This is a genomic window from Rossellomorea sedimentorum, assembly GCF_046237645.1.
In the GTDB taxonomy this organism is placed as follows: domain Bacteria; phylum Bacillota; class Bacilli; order Bacillales; family Bacillaceae_B; genus Rossellomorea; species Rossellomorea sedimentorum.
In genome coordinates this window covers 562160-582246 of record NZ_CP143546.1, presented here as the reverse complement: position 1 = coordinate 582246, position 20087 = coordinate 562160, and the positions used below count along the sequence as shown (strand labels likewise).

Genomic DNA, 20087 nt, shown 5'->3' with positions numbered 1-20087 from the left:
TTTCCCTCCTTACTTGCTGACTGTTCTTTTTTCGATTCTCTTTTCCTGTTTGGCTTCTATCATTCTTTGAATATAGATTCCCGGCGTTTGAACGTGATTCGGGTCAATTTCACCGATTTCTACAGTTTCCTCCACTTCGGCAATCGTGACTTTCCCTGCAGCGGCGATCATTGGATTGAAATTCCTTGCCGTTTTATTATAAACAAGGTTTCCGGCACGGTCGCCCTTCGCAGCCCTGACAAGGCTGAAGTCAGCGGTCAAGGCCTCTTCAAGGACATATTCCTTGCCATTGAAGACCCGTGTCTCTTTTCCGTCTGCCACGACTGTTCCAACGCCCGCCGGAGTGAAGAATGCCGGAATGCCTGCTCCACCTGCGCGAAGTCTTTCTGCGAGCGTCCCCTGCGGCACCAGTTCCACTTCCAGTTCACCTGATAATACTTGTCTTTCAAACTCTTTATTTTCTCCGACATATGAACCGATCATTTTTTTGATCTGCCTTTTTTGAAGCAGCAGTCCAAGGCCCCAATCGTCCACTCCACAGTTATTTGATATGATTGTTAAATCTTTTACGTTTTTTTCTACCAAGGCCAGAATCAAATTCTCTGGAATGCCGACGAGTCCAAAACCTCCAACGGCCAAGGTCATTCCGTCCTTGATTCCATCAATTGCGTCGACTGCCTGGTCATATACTTTTTTCATGTTAAACAACTCCTTTCAAAAAAATGATGCTCACTCATTTTTAACGCAAGAAGCGTGCCAACTCTTTTTCCCTTGATAAAGCGCCTTATAGCTTGTCCCCTTGTCCAGAAATCCGGACAAAAACGAAAGCGCTTTATATATAATATTCTAATTTATCAGAACAAAATAAAGGTGTCCGGAAACCTGGACAACTTTCCAGATTTCCGGACACCTTATTCGATTTCGAGTTTTTTTATTTTTTCATAAAGGCTGGACTTGCTGATTCCCAAAGCTTTTGCGGCAGCACGTCTGTCACTGTGCTTTTTCAGCGTCTGGGTAATAACTTTCTTCTCTGTTTCCTCTAAAATTTCCTTCAAAGATTTTTCGTCAAACTTATACAAATTATCTCCTTTGATATAGGCAGGCAGGGACGCTTCTGTAATGGTTTCGTCTGAAGTGAAGTAAGTGGAAGCCTCGATCACATTCTCCAGTTCACGAATATTCCCAGGCCAACTGTACCGGTTGAAGATTTCCAACACCAAGGGTTCTAAACCCTTCAGTCGTTTTCCGGATTTCTCAGCAGACTTGTCCATGAACTTTCTGGCCAAAACCGGGATGTCTTCCACTCTCTCCCTTAAAGGCGGGACTGTAAATGGAATCACATTGATCCGGTAGTAAAGATCTTCCCTGAACCGCTTTTCCTCGATCATCTTCTCCAGCGGACGGTTGGTGGCGGCAATGATCCGGACATCAACCTGTTCTGTTTCCGTTGCTCCGACCGGCTCTACCTCCCCTTCCTGAAGGACTCGCAGGAGTTTGGCCTGCATATTGAGAGGCATATCCCCGACTTCATCAAGAAACAAGGTACCTTTATCAGCCAGCTGGAACTTTCCTTTCTTTCCGCCTTTCCTTGCACCGGTAAAGGCTCCTTCTTCATACCCGAACAGCTCCGATTCGAGGAGTTGTTCAGGTATCGCTGCACAATTCACTTTGATAAAAGGCTGATGGCTCCTTTCACTCAAATGGTGAATGCTGTGGGCAAACAATTCTTTACCTGTTCCGCTTTCCCCCCTGATCAGAACAGAGATATCACTTGGCGCGATGGTTTGCACCTTTTGCTTCAGTTCCTCCATGCTCCGGCTGCGCCCGCATATATCCGTCAGTGTATACTTAGAGCCATTGTTGATATCCTGTATATAACTTTGCATTTTGGACAGCATATTTTTCACATGGGAACTCATCTGCTTCCATTCACTGGTGTCACGGAAAAATACCGAACCGAACGCGCCAACGACTTTGCCGTCAACCACGATCGGAATCCGGTTGGCAATCATATAATTCCCCCTGATATACTGCAGGTCGGCAATTTCTTCTTTTCCTGTCTGAGCCACAATGTGCATTCTTGTATTTTCAATGACTTCTGTCACATGGATCCCAATCGCTTTTTCACGGTCAACCTCAAGGAAATCGCAATAACTCTGGTTCATGAAAATGATCCGGCCTGTATCATCCACAACGACAAGCCACTCAAATGCATTCTCTAATATCGTTTCAATCATATCTATGGAAACATTCCCTAATAAACTCTTCATAAGGACTCCTCTGTGTTATGAAAATTTCGTCATTTCACTATTATTCTATCACAGCGGATATGAGGAGAAACAGGCACTTCCATTCTACGAAGGAGGGCATTTTCCGATGATTCAAACTAATTTGCCTTTAAGACCCTGCCTTGAATACTTTGTTCTGCTTCCATAACTGGATAAAATTCTCCGGTTGCTCTGTTTACTATATAACCGCAGACAGGAATGGACAACGGGATCAGCGGATGCCTTTTTATCATCTTTATGCTATTGGAAACAGCCCCTCTTGCATCCGAATGCCCCGTAAGCCATTTCAGTAAATCATTCCTCACGACATCAATATAGTTGATGGTTTTGATTGTTCTTTCCCGTACTCCTGCAATTCTGAATTTCTCAAGCAGCTCTTCTTGATTGATGTTATATTCTTCGCTGCCCTCTTCCCCGATAACATAAATCTCTTCTATTTCTTCTTTATTAACTGCTAAGAGGATGCTTCTCATCGAGCATCCATATGGATGAGAAATCTCCGCACCAAAGCTGTTTAAGATTAGTAACTCTTGCGGCTGCTTTCCTGTAATGAAAGGAAACATCTCATAAAGATTTTCATTCAAACCTGTAAAAACTAATACTTTTTTATTCATCGTTAAGTCCTCCTATAACAGCCGTTGGGCTATCTCATAATAAAATGGAATTCCAATAATCAAGTTGAATGGAAACGTTACGCCTAAAGCCAAGCCCAGATAGATGGATGGATTTGCTTCCGGGACCGATGTCTTCAAGGCGGCAGGGGCGGCTATATAAGATGCGCTCCCGGCCAATACACCCATCAATGTCACTCCCCCTATCCCAAGACCTGCTAGCACTCCGGCCATGACGCCGATAGAACCGAATAACAAGGGAGACATTAGTCCGAATACCAATAGTTTTACTCCATGCTTCCTTATTTCCGGCAGCCTTTGCCCCGCGACAAGTCCCATATTTAATAAAAACAGAATCAAGACACTGCCATATAAATCCATGAACAAAGGTTTAACCATTGGTAATGACCGCTCCCCAACAATCAATCCGATCAACATGCTCCCCATCAAGAGGAGAATGCTTTTCCCGAAGAGACTTTCCCGGAGTACTTCTTTATCAATCAAATTCATGGATGTAGGGAGAAAGCCTACCCGCTGAGAAGAATAAGTGTTAAGCCCTTTGCTGTTTTCAACCATTTTTAGCAAGAGTAATGAAACCAGTATCGCAGGACTTTCCATTAAGACGACCAAGGCGTTCATAAACCCTTCATAAGGAATCCCGCTTTTATCGAGGAAGGACACAGCTGCACCATACGTTACAATGCTGATGGATCCATAAGTGGCAGCCAATCCGATCGAATTTTTCAGATCCAGCTTGATGCCTCTTAAGATCAACAGTGTAATGATCGGTATGATCCCGCCTAGAATTAAAGCAGCTGCCATTGGTGCTTTAATCATTGAAAATGAATAGTGTGAAAGCTCCATCCCCCCCTTCAAACCAATGGCAATCAAGAGATAAATGCTCAACCCCTCGCTCAGCCCGCCGGGGAACTTAAGGTCGGACTTCAGAACAGCAGCCAGGATCCCCATCAGGAAAAACAAGACCGCCGGTGATAAAATATTTTCCAGCATGATGTCACCCATAAAAAACCCTCCTTTGAAAAAATTCCACAAAAAAACCGGCAACATCAAAATGCAGCGGACTTCCACTGATCTTGTATCACCGGTTTATCTTTGACTGGCTTTTGCCTTTCAAAGATCTCCCTTACTTATTTTTTTCTCTAAATCGCTGGCCATTTTAAACACCATTACACGTTCTCCGGTACGTGAACTAAGATCGGTGTGAAAACTTTTCACCTCTTCACCGGTAATGTTCAAGATGATTTCCTTCAGCCCTTCTATTCCGGATTCCACAAGCTCAGAGCGGTTCTTTTTAATGGTCAGCATTCCTTCCCTGGTCTCACAGACAATATATTCAGCAGGTGTCAAGACACCATTCAAACTGACGATGATCATGTTCCTGAGAACATCCGATTTTACAGACACTGATCCCCGCCCAAGGTAATCTTTTTCCCATTGAGTAATGGCTTTGCTGATTTCCGATTCGATTGACCCCTTGTTGTTTTTCAATTGAACTCCCCCTAATAAAAAAAACGGTATATTCCCCAAACAGCAAAAAGCGTGAGGAATATACCGATTTATTTTTAACCATCGACCAGCTTATATTCAAAGAGCGTCTTTTCATCCAGTCAATTGTGTAATTAACAGCATGCTAAAACGCCTTTCTATCATAAACAGTCAGAACAAAATCTCTCGGTTATTAATTTATCTAAAAATTATCACAAGAATCGCTCAAGTGTCAATAGGCAAAAAATAATTCTCTCCCCACCTTCAGCTTATAGGCAGGTCTTCTTGTGTTTAGAGGTTAGGTTCCACAAAACGTTTGATAAGGTCCGTGGGATTCCGGAGGCAGCTTTGCGTACTCTGCCTGTTCCGGAGAGTGTGCATATGGATTGGAAAGGGCTTCAAGCAGCCTTTCCATCACGCTGAGGTCACCGTTTTCCACAGCGGCTTCCAATGCTTCTTCCACCCGGTGATTCCTCGGAATGACAGCAGGATTGCTTTTTCTCATCAGCTCCTGGGCCTCTTCCAGCGTTTCCTCCTGCCTTTCCAGTCTTTCTTTCCAGATGGCATACCAGCGGTCAAATTCCGGCTTATCATAGAGCACGGTCTCTTCCGGCTTATCGAATGTCAGGGCAGCAAAGGTATTGGTATAGTCGGCCTTATGTTCATGCATCTTGCCGAGAAGAATATCAATGAGCTCCTTATCTTGTCTCTCTTCATTGAAAAGACCCAGCTTCTTTCTCATCCCTGAAAGCCACTTGGAATGAATCAATTGTGGAAACTCGGCTATCGCATCCTGGGCCAACTTCAAGCCTTCTTCCTGATCTTCATGGAGAATCGGCAGCAGGGATTCTGCAAAGCGCGCAAGATTCCAGCCTGTGATTGGCGGCTGATTTCCATATTTATACCTGCCTTGCCTGTCTATGGAACTGAACACCGTCGCCGGGTCAAATTCATTCATAAACGCACACGGTCCATAATCAATCGTTTCACCGCTGACCGTGACATTATCTGTATTCATGACCCCATGAACAAATCCGACCATCTGCCATTGAGTGACAAGGGAAGCCTGACGTTCCATCACCTTTTTCAACAGTGACAGATATGGATTCACCTCTTCCTTGAGCTCCGGGTAATGCCGGTCGATTGTGTAGTCCGCCAGTGCTTTCAGTTCCTCTTCATCACCAAAATTAGCCCCAAATTGAAAAGTCCCGACCCGGATATGACTCGCTGCCACCCTTGTTAGGATCGCTCCTGGCAGCTTCCGTTCGCGAAGGATGTCTGTCCCGGTGGTCACGACAGCAAGACTGCGGGTCGTCGGAACACCCAGAGCATGCATGGCTTCACTGATGATATATTCACGCAGCATCGGCCCAAGTGCTGCCCGTCCGTCTCCTCCCCGTGAATAAGGAGTGCGCCCGGATCCTTTCAACTGAATATCAAACCGCTTTCCTGCAGGGGTGATCTGCTCCCCAAGGAGAACCGCACGACCGTCCCCCAACATATTAAAGTGGCCGAATTGATGCCCGGCATAAGCTTGTGCCAAAGGCTCCGAGCCCGGCGGCAGTTCATTGCCCGCAAATACAGCCGCCTCATTTTTCAAAGTGTCAGCATCCAAGCCCAATTCTTCTGCCACAGCATCATTAAAAACGACCATTTCTGGTGACTCGACAGGCTCAGGGTTCCGACTTGTATAAAAATCTTCCGGCAGTTTGGCATAACTGTTCTCGAGGTTCCACCCTGCCTGGCTTTGTTTATGTGAATTTGTCATACGATCTTCCTTTACCATTTTGACTTTGGTTTCATCTTAACACAGTTGCTGTTATTTTCTGCTTCTGCGGATTTTATTATTCTTTCAAGAACTTTAACGCGTCATCGCACTAAGAGGGACAGTCCCTCTTAGTGCGGTGACGCGTTAATGTGTTAGCTTCTTTTGGTGCTGTATGCCCCGCCCTAATCCTCTTCTCAACTTAAAAAGCAGCCCAATAAGGACTGCTTTTCATCAACTCATAATAAAAGTAGCTATTGAATGAGCAGGGAGGGTTGACTCCACTCCATCTTCACAAAGAGAAACTGAAATGTCTTCTGCCTCGCTGCCGGCATTCATGGCAATCAGGACAATCGTTCCATCTTTATTTTCAAAAGCGGCTGTCAGGATTTTGTCATTAGAGCTCTGGCAGCCGATGCGCCTTGCTCCCGGTTTGATAAACTTACTGAAATGCCCGATATAGTAATAAGAGCTGTTGTAGCGCACCTCATCCTTTACTGTATCAACGATGACCGGGGCGTCGCAATAATTCCCGACATGATTAGGTCCGCCTTCTTCATTCAGTACCATATTCCAGTCAATCCAAGCTTCAAGGAAATTGTTCAGATCCCCAAGGATATTCCGCCCGTAACGCTCACCAGTATCCCAGGCTCCCGGCCTGACTCCGCCTTCAATGCACCCTTCAGTGAAAATTAAATGCTTATCTGGAAAAGCATAGTGCACTTTTGAAAGGTTTTCAAACTCCTCGGATACGTACCAATGTACCCCTGTGCCCCAAACGTATTCAGCCGCTTCCGGGTCGGATAACACAGCAGATGCACGCTCATAGATCACATCACGATTGTGGTCCCATATAATCACCTTTACATCCCCATGGCCGTTCTTCTCCAAGGATGGCCCCAAATGATTTTTAATAAAATCACGTTCTTCTTCCCCAGTGTATAAACAGGAATCCCAAACCTGCTTCGCTTCCGGTTCATTTTGAATCGTTATGCCCCAGATCGGGATCCCCTCTTCTTGCATGGCCTCTATGTACTTTGAATAGTAGTCTGCCCAGACAGACGCAAATTCCGGCAAGAGCTTTCCACCGTTGTTCATTTCACCGTTGCTCTTCATCCAAGCGGGCGGGCTCCAAGGCGACGCCACAATCGTAAGCTCTTCACCTGCTGCTTCCACCGCATCTTGAATAAGGGGGATCACGAGTTTCTTCTCACGCTCGATTGAAAAACTGTCTAGTGAAGTATCTCCATCTTCCACATAAGAGTAATTGCCTAAAGCAAAATCACAGCTGTTGATGTGAGTTCTGCCGAAACGGTAGCCCAACCCTTCCTCATGAAAATACTTCCGGATAACCTCTTCCCGCTTCTCAGGACTGATGAGGGATAGGCTGTAAGCTGCCGCTTCGGTAAACGCACCGCCAAACCCCAATATCTCTTGATACCTTTCCCGCGAGTCGACCTCAATATGAGTGGCACGCGGAGAGAAGTCAGAAGAAAAGGAAACCGGTTCCTTTTCAGTGAACCGATCTCCTGTATCTTTAGCTGTTAAGATGACCCTGGCTTGCTGCGGTCTCATTGCGCTACTTCCTCAGTACCTTCTTGCAGACCATACTTTTTCTTGTGCTCACGAATAATGTCAGCATATCGATAAGCGCTGTCTTTCCAAATGCGCTCTTGCGTGTCAAAATCTACATAGAGAATGCCGAATCGCTTATCATAGCCAAAGCTCCATTCAAAATTATCCATCAGCGACCACAAATAGTATCCCTGAATGTTCATTCCTTCATCATTTAAATCAGAAACCGCCTGAAGGTGCTGTTCCACATAGTCAGTTCGCTCTTTATCATGTACCCTGCCATTTTCCAGAACATCATCGAAAGCTGCTCCGTTTTCAGTTATATAGATTGGCAGGTCCGTATATTCCTCGCGAAGACGGCGGATCAGGTCTTTGAATTCATTTGGCGCAATATCCCAGCCCATCCCTGTCTTTTCGTAGTCAGAATAAGCTCCCTTGCTCATGAAGTCATGAGCGGCACTGAATTCCACGATCCCACGGCTGTAGTAATTGATTCCAAAGAAATCACACTCTATTGAAATCAATTCCATGTCGCCTTCTTTTATAAAATCATACGAGTGAACATATTTAGAGAACAAGTTCATCATGTCTTTCGGGTATTCACCCTTGAATACCGGATCCAGGAACCAGCGATTGGAATACCCATCCGCGTTATTTGCTGCCAACAGGTCATTCGCCGAATTCGTTTTTGGATAGATCGGTGACAGATTTAACGTAATTCCTATCTCGGTCTTGGAGTTCATTTCTTTTTTCAGCATTTCAACCGCTTTACCATGCGAAAGGAGCATATGATGGACAGCTTTTACCGCTTCTTCCATATTGGTATGGCCCGGTGCATGCACTCCCTGGTGGTAGCCAAGAAAACCTGCACACCAAGGTTCATTATGGGTGATCCAAGAGTCGACAATGGAATCCAATTCGGTGAAACACGCTCTTGCATACTCCAGGAACCATTGTACTGATTCACGATTGACCCAGCCGCCTTCTTCATGTGCCCAAAGAGGCAGATCCCAGTGATACAGGGTCACAGCTGGTTTAATGCCTTCTTCTCTAAGTCTTCCTGCCAATTTTTTATAAAAATCCATTCCTTCTTGATTGAACTTTCCCTTTTCAGGATAAATCCTCGGCCATGCAATGGAGAAACGATAAGTATCCACTCCCAGGCGTTTAATATGAGCGATGTCTTCCTCGAAGCGGTGATAGTGATCACATGCTACATCACCGTTATGCTGCTTGTGCACTTTACCCGGGATATCACAGAACATATCCCAGATGGACGGGGTTCTTCCCCCTTCATTATGGGCTCCTTCAATTTGATAAGATGAGGTAGCTGTTCCAAAGGTGAAAAATTTATTGAAATGCATATATACTCTCTCCTCTACTCTTTAATGGATCCTGCAGAAATACTGTTAACGATATATTTAGATAAAAATAGGAATGCAATCATGATCGGAACGACAGATATGGCAATTCCGAGATACATCGAGCCAAGATTTTGCGCTACTTGAGATCCTTTCAAGAACCCCATCAATACAGGCAGCGTATACTTTTCCGGCGAGAATAAGATGACCAAAGGCATGATATAGTTATTCCAAGAGCCGATGAACGTGAAGATCGACATCGTGGCAATCGCCGGCATCATGATGGGAATTGCCACAGTGTGGAAAATCTTAAACTCACTCGCTCCATCAATACGGGCGGCTTCTATCAAGCTTGGATGCAGAGTCGTCTGGATATATTGTCTGAGAAAGAACACAATAAATGGACTCGCAATGGTCGGTACGATCAGCGGAATATAAGTGTCCAGTATCCCCAAAGTCTTACTCAGTTCATAAAATCCAATCAGCCCTAATTGGCCCGGAACCATCATCATGACCAGCATGAAGACAAATAAGAAATTCTTCCCCCTGAATGTGTAGAAGGCAAACCCATAAGCTGTCAAAGCTGAAAAATACCCTGACAACAAGGTGGTCAGCACAGAGATGATCAAGCTGTTTCTGAAACCAGACCAAATGTTTACGTATTCCATCATTGTCGTATAGTTTTCAACCAGGGCATTCCCCGGAATCAGGGTGAATCCTGCCAAAATGGCTTCATTCGATCTTGTGGCATTGACGAGCATCATTAAAAATGGGATGAAGCAAACAATCGCCATCAAAACAAGCAGGGTATAAATAATTCCTTTGATCAGAGAATTTTTCTTCTTTTGTTTGGTTTCATGCGGCAGGAGTCCTGCATTGAGATTCTTCTGCTCTTTCATCTGTATATTTTTTTTGACTTCCATTTTCCCCAACATTTTTTACACCCGCCTTGCTTGTTTACGTTCATTTCGGTACATCCCTTTAAAGACGATCGCCGAGAAGATCAGTGTGATGACGAACAGGCCATAGGCCACAGCGGAAGCATAGCCATAATTGTTATACTTGAACGCTTGGTTGTATAAGTACAAGACCATGGTGTTCAGCGAGCCATCAGGAGACCCAATCCCATCTGTGAGAAGCATAGGTAAATCAAACAGCTGAAGTCCGCCTATCAAGGAGGTGATCATAATGTAAAGCAAAATGGGCTTTAACAAGGGAACCGTTATTTTTGAGAAGGTCTGCCAGCGGTTGGCTCCATCGATCAAGGCCGCCTCATAATAATCCTTCGATATCCCTAACACTCCTGCCATCACGACAATAAACGAGTGGCCAAACCACATCCACGTAAGAATCAACGACACAGAAAGCTGGGCTGTCGCCGGTTCATTCAGCCAATTAATCGGTTCAGATATAAGACCCATATTTAAGAGAATCATATTTAATGATCCATGCTGCCAATCCAGTAAAATACCGAATAGCAAAGCAACTGAGCTGATGGTAATTAAGTTAGGTAAATAGAAGATAGACCGGAAGAATGCCAATCCTCTAAGCTTCATTCTCATATCTGAGAAGATTAATGCCAATATAAGGGCCAAGCCAATCTGCAAAATGAAGTTAACTCCCCATATTTTCCACGTGTTGATGAACGCTTCCACAAAAAAAGTGTCTGTTAAAAGCCGTTTATAATTTGCCAGCCCAACAACCTCTGCTACGCCGCTTCCGGAATAATTTGTGAAGCTGTAGTAGAATGTCAGCGCGACAGGGTAAATACTAAATACTAAGAAAATGATCCAAAATGGGGCAATAAATAGATAACCGTAACGGTCCCTTTTATTCATTTCCCCTGCCCCCTCTCTAAGGTAGATTTGGCAAGTGACATTGTATGAATGTCACTTGCCATATGTCAGCTTTATTATGTTGCTTGATTTCCGCTGCAGACGAGCGACTCCGCGGGGCGGGCGGTCGCAAGCCTTCCGCTCCAATCAAACAGGATCTTACTCTAAGCTAAATAATCTATCGACTCGTAGACCTATTTAACAACACCATCAACTAACAAAGCCTATTCTTTCGGAACTTGTAAATCCGGATATGCATTTTGTGCGTTGCGATAGAATTCTTTAACGGCTTCTTCTTTTGATTTCTTGCCATCTACGTATTGCTGAACTGCATTTCCAAAGAATGTATCAAGCTGTTGATCGTATTTTGTTACGATGCCAGGCTCAATCTCTTTTGCCTGTTCAAGGAAGAATTGGTAGTTATTTTGGCCTCCAAGGAATTCATCACTGAAAGTATCCTTGATTTCATTCGTAACAGGCAGGTAAGAAAGAACATCTCCTGTTTCTTTCGCCCAATCTGTCAGGAATTCATCATCTTGAGTCATCATTTTCACAAAATCATAAGCCAACTCTTTGTTTTCTGACTTGTTGTAAACTCCCAACCAAGTACCACCCCAGAAATATGGGCTTGGACCGCTCGTTACTGCCCAGTCACCTGCAGTCTCTGTTACATTGGTTTTCAACACACTGTGAAGGCCCCATGTAGGAAGAACATAAGAGAATACTTGTGTTTCCACCTCTTTGCCATCTTTCTTGACTTTGATTGGCTTATCCATTGCTTCGAACCAAGATGGAGACCACTCAGGCGCCAATGCCGTATAGCTGTTTTCACGAAGTGTCTTTGCATAATCCATGAATTCAATCTTTTGTTCTGTAAGCTTCAACTCACCTTTGTCGTTCACCCATGGCTGTGGATTATCTCCTTGTGCAAACCAGCGAATTGAACCTTCATCCGGAAACATGCTGTAACCTTTTTCTTTCATTTTTTCAGCGACTTCAAATACACCATCCATTGAGTTCAGCATGCTGCCGACTTCAGCTGGATCATCTGTACCCAATACTTCTTTAGCGATGCTTCTTTTATAAAACAAACCACCTGGAGTCGTTTGCCATGACAGAGCTCTTACGTTGCCATCTTTATCTTTTCCTAGATCAAATACATAAGGAACATATTTATCTTTGATTTCCTCTACGTTATAGGGATCTTCTGATAGATTTTCCCAATATCCAGCGTCCACCCATTGTTTAAGGAAAGCAATCTCGCCCGTGAACACATCCGGTGCTCCTACGCCGCTTTCAAGTACAGGCTTAAGCTTTGTTGGGTAGTCTGCAATCGGAACAATCGTCAATTCTACTTTTACACCGTTCTTCTCTTCAAACGTTGTAATTGGTTTCTTCAACTCATCAGTAAAAGACCAAACCTTCAAATCTACGTCTTTATCAGACTTTGCTTTTTCAGAAGATGACTCTGAACTTCCGGAACAACCAGCCAGGACTCCTGCAAAAAGTACAAACACCATGAATACCATCAAAAACTTCTTCATCATAATCCCCCTTAATCCTTTTGTTTATAGAAACGAAAGCGGTTTCGAAAACAACCTTTTAAAAATTTCGAAACCGGTTTCGAAATTCCCTAAAAAATATAAGATTATATCTTTTTTTCTTTTTTAATTGATGTGCACGATTCTCTGATCATCAGTTCCACTGGAATGACCTCTTTTGTTAAGAGCTTCTTTTTCTGATTGATTTGATTCATCAGCAGCTCTCCGGCTTTGGCCCCGATTCGATCAGTATCTTGTCTGACCGTCGTAAGCTTGGGGGTGACATAGGCAGACATCTCGATGTCGTCGTAGCCGATAATGGAGATATCCTGGGGTATCTTCAGCCCCTTTTCCTTGATGGCTTCCATGGCTCCAATCGCCATGTGGTCACCTGCTACAAAGACCGCAGTAGGTTTCGTATCCAGTGAGAGAAGGCTTGCCATTGCAGCTTTTCCTTCTTCAATGGAGAACATCCCACCATTAACCAGGTATCCTTCCAGAATCGGAAGACTTAATTCCTTCATCGCTTCAGTAAACCCTTTAATTCTTTGTGCACCTGCGTCAATTGATGGATCTCCTGATATATGGGCGATTCGTGTATGGCCGAGTGAATGAAGATAATTCACAGCCAATTCCCCGCCCTCCATATTGTCAGAATAGACGACACTGCAATTTTGATTGAACATATCGATCACCACAATCGGCAGATCGCTGTTGATCATCTCCTGAACCTGGGGGTCGCTTGGATCTGAGCATATCACTACAATGCCATCAACGGCACGGTATTGGAAATGTTCCAAGTAACTCGTATCCCGATTTCGGAGATTGCGAGAAGCAAAGATTAAATCATATCCTTCGCGTTCTACATACTTCCGGAAACTCTCAATAAGAGCACTGAAGAATGGATGCCTTAATCCAACCTCATTGTCCTCTGCAAACATCACACCAATCGTCCAAGACTTTTTCGTAGATAAAGACTGGGCGTGGGCATTTGGTAAATACCCCATTTCGGCTGCTGCATCGAGAATTTTTTTCTTGGTTTTCTCACTCACATCTGTGTAATTATTAAGAGCCTTTGAAACCGTAGTACTGGAAAATCCAGTACGCTTCGCTAAGTCATAGATTGTAACCATCGTTGTCTCCTCTTTATCGAAAGCGCTTTCGTAAATTATTATAAGTGAGATTTGCATGGTAATCAATATAGTTTTTAAAATTTTTTTCAGCTTGCAGAACCTTCTTCTGAAGCCCCATGGTATAAGGGCCTGTCTCTTTTACTGATTTAACCTGCTGACACAGAGCAGGGTAATTACATTCTTCCATTCAGTCGGTAAAGTAAAAAACTGCCCTGGGTAACCAAGGCAGTCATTGAATATTAGCCGATCGTTTCGTTTTCTTCTTCACAAGGGTCCGGGCACCCTGGAGCTGCACCGACATTAAACAATTCAAGTCTCTCTTGAATAAACGGTGCTCCTGTTGTCCCCCCTTCAGGAGAGTTTGCAAGGAAATCGTTTGCTGCTGCAATCCATACTTGCACGAAAGCACAAGGCTCTACATTTTGCTGCTGCAAATTAATTACGTTCAGTTGAGCTGCAAGCAACTGTCTGTACAGTTGACGATACTGGCCCAATAATGGCGGAGTAAGATTTCCAGGAGGAATGAAACTTGGGCCCAAGATATCAAAAATATTGTTCGCGTCGGCAATAACACTTAATCCATTCAACGTTCCATTGGTTGTTGTGCCCAGAAGAATTTCACCGCCAGCTGCCTGAAGCAGTCCTTCCGTAACCGTTTCATTATTACTAAAGAACCCTGCACTGAACACACATCCCGGTTCCACTTCTGCACATTCGCCTTCATCAGGGGTTCCACAAATAGCTCCTGTTTGACCGGTTTGCACGTCCGCACCAAATTCCACATCAAATTGGACACAAACCTCCTGTGCAACGACAACATCACATTCCTGGTCCACATTATCAGGAAATTCATCCAAGAAAGTTAACGGACCTGTACACGTAGTTTCTGCTGGTTGTGGTGTGATAACAGGAGTAATAAGAATTTCAGCTATTTCCGTAATCGTTTGGTTAATCGTTCTGGTACAAGCTACTTGCTCCTGCTGTTGAATGACTGGATTACCATTATTCTGTGAGGCATTATTATTCCTCATGTAAACACTTCCTTCCTTAAAAAATATTGAAAGAAAAAGGAGGGTGGGTGGAAATCACAGGGTAAACCCGCCAGGCGGCGGACTGGTACTGACAATGCGCTTTAGAATCTATCAAAGTAAGGTGGCCCCTGCCTTTCTCTCTCTATTATTTAATTCAAATGAGGCAGAGCTTGTACTAAACTGATTTCTCATTTTCTTTCTATCATGAACCTATTTTTATTTAACTCTTTTCTAAAACTTTGTTGCTAGTTACAATGAAAGTCATGAAATATAACGATAAATAACAGAAATGCCCCTGGTAAACAAGAAAGAAAAGAGCTAATCACCTTGTTCAGTTAGATAAGCCTTTGTACCCGAGGGAAAAATCCGGCCCTTTGGATTTTTCCAATAGCAACATTCTATCCAAATACAGCCTTTTACTCTTAATCTATCATCCATCCAGGGTCTATCTCCGGCTTTCGTCTTTCCTGTTTGGTTTCCTCTTCATCTTCCATTCCTGATAGATTGCCCTGTATACCTTGCCTCTTCACTTCTACTTCCGCATCAAAGCGGAGTGGAATATTCAAGCATAAATCCTGACTGACTATAAAAGTATACTCATCCTTTTTGGCAGCTTTGAGTTTTATATTTTCACACGGTCCTGCATCCAGTTCAGAATCTATCACTATAACTCGAGGTTTAATCACAACTTCAGCCTCCACACGTACTCTTTTCTCAACGTTTTTAATAGCACCATTGCCTTCTTTATTGGCTTCCACTGCTCTTTTGTCTTCTCCATCTTGATACATTGCTGTTGACACTCCTTCCTTACTAAAAAGTTTCCTCATACTATTAAATTCAAAGAGCAGCTCACCTGGAATCGGACAACGGCACAATTTACTTTTTATAGACTATATCAGCAAATTTCCATATAACGGAATATCATATATTTAGTGGAGGCGATTTTTCGCAGGGTTACGGGGTATAAGAATACTAAATTTAAAAAAGGAGGAATGAACTTGGAACATGTTAAAGCACTTGCCATTAAGTTTGTTATGATTACGGTCGTATTGGGCGTCATCCTTACAGGAATTTTCGGTGTGGAAGTTGCGGATATGCTTACGGTTAGTCTTGTATTAACATTAGGTGCCTACATTTTAGGAGATTTGATGGTGTTCAAGCGCCTCAACGGCGATCAAACGAAACGGAATACCGTCGCTGTCCTTGCAGATGCAGGCCTTGCCTTTGTCCTTTTATGGTTTATGGGTACTTCCATGTTCCCTGAACAGAATGTCATTCTGTCATCTCTCATTTCTGCCATCGTCCTCGCAGCAGGTGAATGGTTCTTTCATAAGTATCTTGATAATGAAATCTTCAATGACGGTCGTTCTTATCACACTGACCCGATCCACCACAGTTAATTAAATCACGATAAAAAACACGCCCCCTGGTGTCAGGGAGCGTGTTTTCATCCTTATTGGATATGACCGTTATTCTCTTCCACAAATTGCTTTGCACGGGTGTGCTCTACGTCTTCCACCTCAAATTCAACCACATGAGGATCGTGATGGTCTTCATCGAACGAATTGCTTCTGCTGAACGTATCTCTAATCAAATCCCACAGATTCCTGTTGCTCTCCGGAACCCTTTCTACCATTACGTCTCTTACATTTAACGTTTGCAGGCTGGCTCTTGTATCTTCCGCTTCATTTTCATTTCTAAAATAAGCTTGTACTCTTTGCATTATCTTATCCTCTCCTCTCACAATGACTGCTTTCTATTCATTTACCTTTTTTCACAGAAGTTGAAACGGTTTCAAAGCGGGCTTAAAAGTAAAGTCAGTCCCGAAACCTTCCGTTATGCTCCTTCACAATGGTGTGTGCTTCCTGATGATTTTCTTCGGACACGTGGAAGTTAAGCACATGGTGGTCACCGTGCTTCTCGCCGTTGAAAAGGTCTCCGACAACGTCACTTATGTTCCTTCCACCTGGCACTTTCTCCAGCATGCCGTCCTCCACATTAATGGACCTCAACTTGTCTCGTGCATTTGCTGCTTCGGCTTCATTTTGAAAATAGGCTTGAATTTTACGCAAACCAGTCACTCCTTTTGCTTTTACCCTTCCATTACCTATTCTGGCCCATACGAAACCCTCGAATACCACCCCAACACCCATTCCACAAAGTGAAAGCTCTGCTGCGAAATGGTACATTAACCGCTTTTCCTTGCAATCAACTACCCGCTAACTGCCAGTCCGTCACCCCTCCTTCAATCCGTACGTTCCTCGTGCAAATTAAATACTTTATCTTTCATCTCTCTCCCTATATAATGGAAAATGAAACTACATAGTACGTTAACCACAAGGGGAGCTTTTTGCTGAGAGTGAACAGAATTGTTCTGACCCTTTGAACCTGTTAGTTAATGCTAGCGCAGGGATGTGGACCGGATGGACTTATGTCTGTCTGCTTTTCATGATCTCCCTTATGGTTGTCGTATTAACAACTTTATTAGAGGAGGTTTTTTTATGTCAAAAATGAAATTAATACCGATGGTGGAGGCGTCTGTGTTTGCCGCATTAGCCGTGATACTGGATTTGCTTCCTTCCATAAAATTGTCACCGGCGATCTCGATTTCCTTTGCGATGGTGCCAATTTTTATAGTCGCATTCAGATGGGGCTTGAGAGTCGGTTTGGTGTCGGGTTTCCTTTGGGGGCTTTTACAGGTGGTCCTTGGGGATGTATGGTTTCTGACACCGCTGCAATTTGTCATTGAGTACTTTATAGCTTTTGCCTTTGTCGGCTTCGCAGGTCTTCTGTATCGTCCTATACAAAAAAGCTTGAAAAACGGAGATAGAAAAAGGATGCTTCTTTGGGTCATCACCGGGATCATCGTCGGAAGCATCGCCCGGTACTTCTGGCATTTCGTTGCCGGTTTCATCTTCTGGGGTGAAGACGCGCCGGAAGGACAATCTGCCGTCATGTATTCGTTAATCGCAAACGGAACGACAGTCGTGGGGGCAATTATCTTCTGCTCCATCGTCCTGGCTTTGTTAGCCGGCAGTCTCCCTCGCCTGTTAAAAACGGACTATACCGCACTGGAAATAGACCGCAAAGCATCATAGAACAAAAATGCAAGCGACCTGTTAGCCCCGAGAGATAATTGTTCGGGAGAAAAAAGGCGGCCTTCCCTTTTATTCTCTTCGGGTTATTTGACTCCGAGGGGCTGGGTTACGTTCCAATGGGTACGTAACCCCGGGCGCTGAAGCCGGACGTGGATAATACAGTTAAAAGTTATCCAAAGAGGTAGATTTTCCTAAATAAAAACAAACGGTTCCCCTCAATGAGATGGTGAACCGTTTTTTGTCTGCCTTCGTCCCGCCGTTCGATTCATTAACAGACATTTACCTACAGGATTGCATAGGATATGGTGACTGCTATATCAGGAGGAGATTTATGATGAATTCACAATTTCACTACTACCGGCCTTGGCACGGCGGCGGTGGTCACGCAAGCTGGGGACATGGAAGCGGGCATGCCACCTGGCACCATGGCGGTGGAGGTTACTATCCTGCATGGGGGTATAAACCCGGCTTTGGAGCAGGCGCACTGACAGGACTGGCGCTGGGAGCTGCCGCTTCACCAGGTCCCTATCCCGTCCCTGTTCCAGCTCCTTATCCATACCCTTCCCCCTATCAAACACCCTATTATCCGCAAGGCTACTAACATTGGGCGGTTTCCTGGTGCAGGAAACCGCCTTTCCTATTTCAAACTCGACCTCTCATTTTGCAGAATAACGTAATTTCCTATTGTAAGCTCTTGTAGATTTATGTAGAATTTTGTAGATAGAGCTTTATTAGCTTCATAAGGAAGGGAGTTGTAACGATTTAAATGAACAGCAAGATCAAGCTTATTATTATTCTTTCCATTACAATTCTCTTTTCTCTGGCCTCTATTAATATATTTCTTTCTTATTTCACAGCCAAAAAAGCCGCTGAAATCTCTGTGGCGAATAATGCGCTTGAAATCGCGTCATCCATTGCAGAATCCATGGATGTGGCAGCATATGAACGTTTCCTCGAGAATCCCAAAAGAAACGAGGATTACTGGAGAATAAGGGAGAAGCTATATGAAGCAAAACAAAATACGGCAGCCTTATACATATATACTCTGGCCTTCGACGACCCAAAGTCCCCTCCAAAGGTAATGATAGCGGGGTTTCCCCGGGACAATAATCCTTACTATGACATCGGGATGGACTGCATGGTGCCGCTTGGCCAAATACAGAGAGCATATGAGGGAAAATCCTATTTCACAGGCAAAATTGATGATCCCCATTACGGTGAGTATATTTCAGCCGGTACCCCGATTGTTAACAATCAGGGAGAGACAATTGGGTTCCTAAGTATTGATATATCCACCTCCAGGCTTGACCGGATTGGGGATACTGTCATACAAAACAGCATTCCCGGCTTCATTTTGAGCGGTCTTTTGGTCATTGTGCTGCTGATGTCTTTTGTCCTTATCCAGAAATGGTACAACCGCGAGCTGAAAACACAAATTGGTGATACGGAAGAAATTTATCATAAGGAAATTGAGTCATTGATTCAGTCTGTCCGTTCTTTGCGCCATGATTTTGCCAACCACATTCAAGTCTTGAACGGACTTCTGAAACTCGGTAAACATCAGGAAGCGCTGGACTATTCAAATTCCATGCGGGAAGAGGCCCAGCTTCTGTATAAGATTCCGACGCAATCCAATAACCCGGCTCTTTCCGTGTTGTTTCAGACAAAAACACTTTCCGCCCAGAATCAAAATATTGAAATTCAATTTCAACACTCTGATTCATCATTTAAAAATATACAGACGACCGATCTGGTCAAGCTGCTGTCCAACTTGATTGATAATGCCATTGATGCTGCAAGCGAGCTGCCTAAGGAGACCAGAAAAATAGAAGTTTGGTGTGAGGAAAATAGTTCTGGATACAGATTCAGAGTTTCCAATACCGGACCTGTCATCCCGCCGGAAGTAAAAGAAACAATCTTTGTTCCTGGGTTCTCAACTAAATCCACGAATCGTTCTACCAATAAGGTCAGGGGCCAGGGTCTGTATATCGTAAAACAAATCGTCGAGAAATATAATGGCCGGGTTTCACTGGAATCAAATGATGGGTGGACCACGTTTGACATCTGGATTCCCAAGTAAGTAAATAAAAGAAGGGTTCTCTTATATGTTGAGAATCCTTCTTTTTTCGTGTAGTTACGTATGTTGATATTCTGAGGGGGGACTATCACTCTATTGTCATGGAATCGACAACCTCATTGATCCTCTTTGACACCAGCGATTCCTCTCAAATTTGCAATCCACAACCTCATTGACCCGCTTTGACAACTTCGATTCTTTTCAAATTTGAAATCGACAACCCCATAGACCCTCTTTGACACCATCGATTCCTCTCAAATGTGAAA

20 protein-coding genes and 1 riboswitch are annotated in these 20087 nt (G+C 43.9%); of the genes, 4 read left to right on the top strand and 16 right to left on the bottom strand.

Translation table 11 applies throughout. The annotated features are described in order from the left end of the window. Nucleotides 1-9 precede the first annotated feature (9 nt). The 14 genes from V1502_RS02920 to V1502_RS02855 all read right to left on the bottom strand — a co-directional run bounded on the left by V1502_RS02920 (nucleotide 10) and on the right by V1502_RS02855 (nucleotide 15434). Nucleotides 10-699, bottom strand: a complete 690-nt coding sequence (locus V1502_RS02920) for a CoA transferase subunit A (protein WP_409252900.1) — start codon at nucleotides 697-699, stop codon at nucleotides 10-12. Nucleotides 700-911: 212 nt separating this feature from the next. Then, a complete protein-coding gene (locus tag V1502_RS02915) occupies nucleotides 912-2270 on the bottom strand; it encodes a sigma-54 interaction domain-containing protein (RefSeq protein ID WP_409252899.1) in 1359 nt (452 codons plus the stop codon). 116 nt (nucleotides 2271-2386) lie between these two features. After that, nucleotides 2387-2902 carry a hypothetical protein gene (locus tag V1502_RS02910; protein ID WP_409252898.1) on the bottom strand — a complete coding sequence of 172 codons (516 nt, stop codon included), beginning with the start codon at nucleotides 2900-2902 and terminating at the stop codon, nucleotides 2387-2389. A 12-nt stretch (nucleotides 2903-2914) separates the two neighbouring features. Beyond that, nucleotides 2915-3922, bottom strand: a complete 1008-nt coding sequence (locus V1502_RS02905) for a sodium-dependent bicarbonate transport family permease (RefSeq protein ID WP_409252897.1) — start codon at nucleotides 3920-3922, stop codon at nucleotides 2915-2917. Nucleotides 3923-4030: 108 nt separating this feature from the next. Then, a complete protein-coding gene (locus V1502_RS02900; RefSeq protein ID WP_409252896.1) occupies nucleotides 4031-4408 on the bottom strand; it encodes a DUF2294 domain-containing protein in 378 nt (125 codons plus the stop codon). 295 nt (nucleotides 4409-4703) lie between these two features. Beyond that, the gene (locus V1502_RS02895; RefSeq protein ID WP_409252895.1) at nucleotides 4704-6173 is read right to left on the bottom strand and encodes a protein adenylyltransferase SelO; all 1470 of its coding nucleotides are present in this window, start codon (nucleotides 6171-6173) and stop codon (nucleotides 4704-4706) included. 231 nt (nucleotides 6174-6404) lie between these two features. Continuing rightward, the gene (locus V1502_RS02890; RefSeq protein ID WP_409252894.1) at nucleotides 6405-7745 is read right to left on the bottom strand and encodes a glycoside hydrolase family 30 protein; all 1341 of its coding nucleotides are present in this window, start codon (nucleotides 7743-7745) and stop codon (nucleotides 6405-6407) included. After that, complete coding sequence (locus V1502_RS02885; RefSeq protein WP_409252893.1) at nucleotides 7742-9109, bottom strand: GH1 family beta-glucosidase; 1368 nt, start codon at nucleotides 9107-9109, stop codon at nucleotides 7742-7744. The genes V1502_RS02890 and V1502_RS02885 overlap by 4 nt, the downstream gene beginning before the upstream one ends. Nucleotides 9110-9123: 14 nt before the next feature. Continuing rightward, the gene (locus V1502_RS02880) at nucleotides 9124-9900 is read right to left on the bottom strand and encodes a carbohydrate ABC transporter permease (RefSeq protein ID WP_409254271.1); all 777 of its coding nucleotides are present in this window, start codon (nucleotides 9898-9900) and stop codon (nucleotides 9124-9126) included. Between the two features lie 144 nt (nucleotides 9901-10044). After that, on the bottom strand, nucleotides 10045-10944 hold the full coding sequence (locus V1502_RS02875; protein WP_409252892.1) for a carbohydrate ABC transporter permease: 900 nt from the start codon (nucleotides 10942-10944) through the stop codon (nucleotides 10045-10047). Between the two features lie 221 nt (nucleotides 10945-11165). Next, complete coding sequence (locus V1502_RS02870) at nucleotides 11166-12485, bottom strand: ABC transporter substrate-binding protein (protein ID WP_409252891.1); 1320 nt, start codon at nucleotides 12483-12485, stop codon at nucleotides 11166-11168. A gap of 104 nt (nucleotides 12486-12589) precedes the next feature. Then, entirely contained in the window at nucleotides 12590-13615 is a 1026-nt protein-coding gene (locus V1502_RS02865; protein WP_409252890.1) for a LacI family DNA-binding transcriptional regulator, read from the bottom strand. Between the two features lie 239 nt (nucleotides 13616-13854). After that, nucleotides 13855-14646 (bottom strand): hypothetical protein, encoded by a 792-nt coding sequence (locus V1502_RS02860; RefSeq protein ID WP_409252889.1) that lies wholly within the window; start codon nucleotides 14644-14646, stop codon nucleotides 13855-13857. 422 nt (nucleotides 14647-15068) lie between these two features. Continuing rightward, complete coding sequence (locus tag V1502_RS02855; protein WP_409252888.1) at nucleotides 15069-15434, bottom strand: hypothetical protein; 366 nt, start codon at nucleotides 15432-15434, stop codon at nucleotides 15069-15071. A 204-nt stretch (nucleotides 15435-15638) separates the two neighbouring features. Here V1502_RS02855 and V1502_RS02850 point away from each other — a divergent pair, with 204 nt between their 5' ends. Next, nucleotides 15639-16046: a DUF2512 family protein gene (locus V1502_RS02850; RefSeq protein ID WP_409252887.1), complete on the top strand. Its 408-nt coding sequence runs from the start codon at nucleotides 15639-15641 to the stop codon at nucleotides 16044-16046. A 53-nt stretch (nucleotides 16047-16099) separates the two neighbouring features. Here the strand turns inward: V1502_RS02850 and V1502_RS02845 are convergent, their stop codons facing one another. Then, entirely contained in the window at nucleotides 16100-16369 is a 270-nt protein-coding gene (locus V1502_RS02845; protein WP_409252886.1) for a hypothetical protein, read from the bottom strand. Between the two features lie 94 nt (nucleotides 16370-16463). After that, a complete protein-coding gene (locus V1502_RS02840; RefSeq protein ID WP_409252885.1) occupies nucleotides 16464-16718 on the bottom strand; it encodes a hypothetical protein in 255 nt (84 codons plus the stop codon). Nucleotides 16719-16975: 257 nt separating this feature from the next. After that, nucleotides 16976-17076: riboswitch (TPP riboswitch) on the top strand. 71 nt (nucleotides 17077-17147) lie between these two features. Here V1502_RS02840 and thiT point away from each other — a divergent pair. From thiT to V1502_RS02825, 3 genes are all read left to right on the top strand, one after another. Then, nucleotides 17148-17744, top strand: coding sequence for an energy-coupled thiamine transporter ThiT (gene thiT, locus V1502_RS02835; RefSeq protein ID WP_409252884.1), 597 nt, complete (start codon nucleotides 17148-17150; stop codon nucleotides 17742-17744). Between the two features lie 331 nt (nucleotides 17745-18075). Further along, nucleotides 18076-18345, top strand: coding sequence for a hypothetical protein (locus V1502_RS02830; RefSeq protein ID WP_409252883.1), 270 nt, complete (start codon nucleotides 18076-18078; stop codon nucleotides 18343-18345). A 165-nt stretch (nucleotides 18346-18510) separates the two neighbouring features. After that, nucleotides 18511-19824: a sensor histidine kinase gene (locus V1502_RS02825; protein ID WP_409252882.1), complete on the top strand. Its 1314-nt coding sequence runs from the start codon at nucleotides 18511-18513 to the stop codon at nucleotides 19822-19824. The last annotated feature ends 263 nt before the right edge of the window (nucleotides 19825-20087 follow it).

Bases quoted from the DNA above. Each gene is read 5' to 3' on its own strand.
- V1502_RS02920 (WP_409252900.1), bottom strand. From the start codon at position 699: ATGAAAAAAGTATATGACCAGGCAGTCGACGCAATTGATGGAATCAAG.
- V1502_RS02915 (WP_409252899.1), bottom strand. From the start codon at position 2,270: ATGAAGAGTTTATTAGGGAATGTTTCCATAGATATGATTGAAACGATA.
- V1502_RS02910 (WP_409252898.1), bottom strand. From the start codon at position 2,902: ATGAATAAAAAAGTATTAGTTTTTACAGGTTTGAATGAAAATCTTTAT.
- V1502_RS02905 (WP_409252897.1), bottom strand. From the start codon at position 3,922: ATGGGTGACATCATGCTGGAAAATATTTTATCACCGGCGGTCTTGTTT.
- V1502_RS02895 (WP_409252895.1), bottom strand. From the start codon at position 6,173: ATGACAAATTCACATAAACAAAGCCAGGCAGGGTGGAACCTCGAGAAC.
- V1502_RS02890 (WP_409252894.1), bottom strand. From the start codon at position 7,745: ATGAGACCGCAGCAAGCCAGGGTCATCTTAACAGCTAAAGATACAGGA.
- V1502_RS02885 (WP_409252893.1), bottom strand. From the start codon at position 9,109: ATGCATTTCAATAAATTTTTCACCTTTGGAACAGCTACCTCATCTTAT.
- V1502_RS02880 (WP_409254271.1), bottom strand. From the start codon at position 9,900: ATGGCGATTGTTTGCTTCATCCCATTTTTAATGATGCTCGTCAATGCC.
- V1502_RS02875 (WP_409252892.1), bottom strand. From the start codon at position 10,944: ATGAATAAAAGGGACCGTTACGGTTATCTATTTATTGCCCCATTTTGG.
- V1502_RS02870 (WP_409252891.1), bottom strand. From the start codon at position 12,485: ATGAAGAAGTTTTTGATGGTATTCATGGTGTTTGTACTTTTTGCAGGA.
- V1502_RS02865 (WP_409252890.1), bottom strand. From the start codon at position 13,615: ATGGTTACAATCTATGACTTAGCGAAGCGTACTGGATTTTCCAGTACT.
- V1502_RS02860 (WP_409252889.1), bottom strand. From the start codon at position 14,646: ATGAGGAATAATAATGCCTCACAGAATAATGGTAATCCAGTCATTCAA.
- V1502_RS02855 (WP_409252888.1), bottom strand. From the start codon at position 15,434: ATGTATCAAGATGGAGAAGACAAAAGAGCAGTGGAAGCCAATAAAGAA.
- V1502_RS02850 (WP_409252887.1), top strand. From the start codon at position 15,639: ATGAACTTGGAACATGTTAAAGCACTTGCCATTAAGTTTGTTATGATT.
- V1502_RS02845 (WP_409252886.1), bottom strand. From the start codon at position 16,369: ATGCAAAGAGTACAAGCTTATTTTAGAAATGAAAATGAAGCGGAAGAT.
- thiT (WP_409252884.1), top strand. From the start codon at position 17,148: ATGTCAAAAATGAAATTAATACCGATGGTGGAGGCGTCTGTGTTTGCC.
- V1502_RS02830 (WP_409252883.1), top strand. From the start codon at position 18,076: ATGATGAATTCACAATTTCACTACTACCGGCCTTGGCACGGCGGCGGT.
- V1502_RS02825 (WP_409252882.1), top strand. From the start codon at position 18,511: ATGAACAGCAAGATCAAGCTTATTATTATTCTTTCCATTACAATTCTC.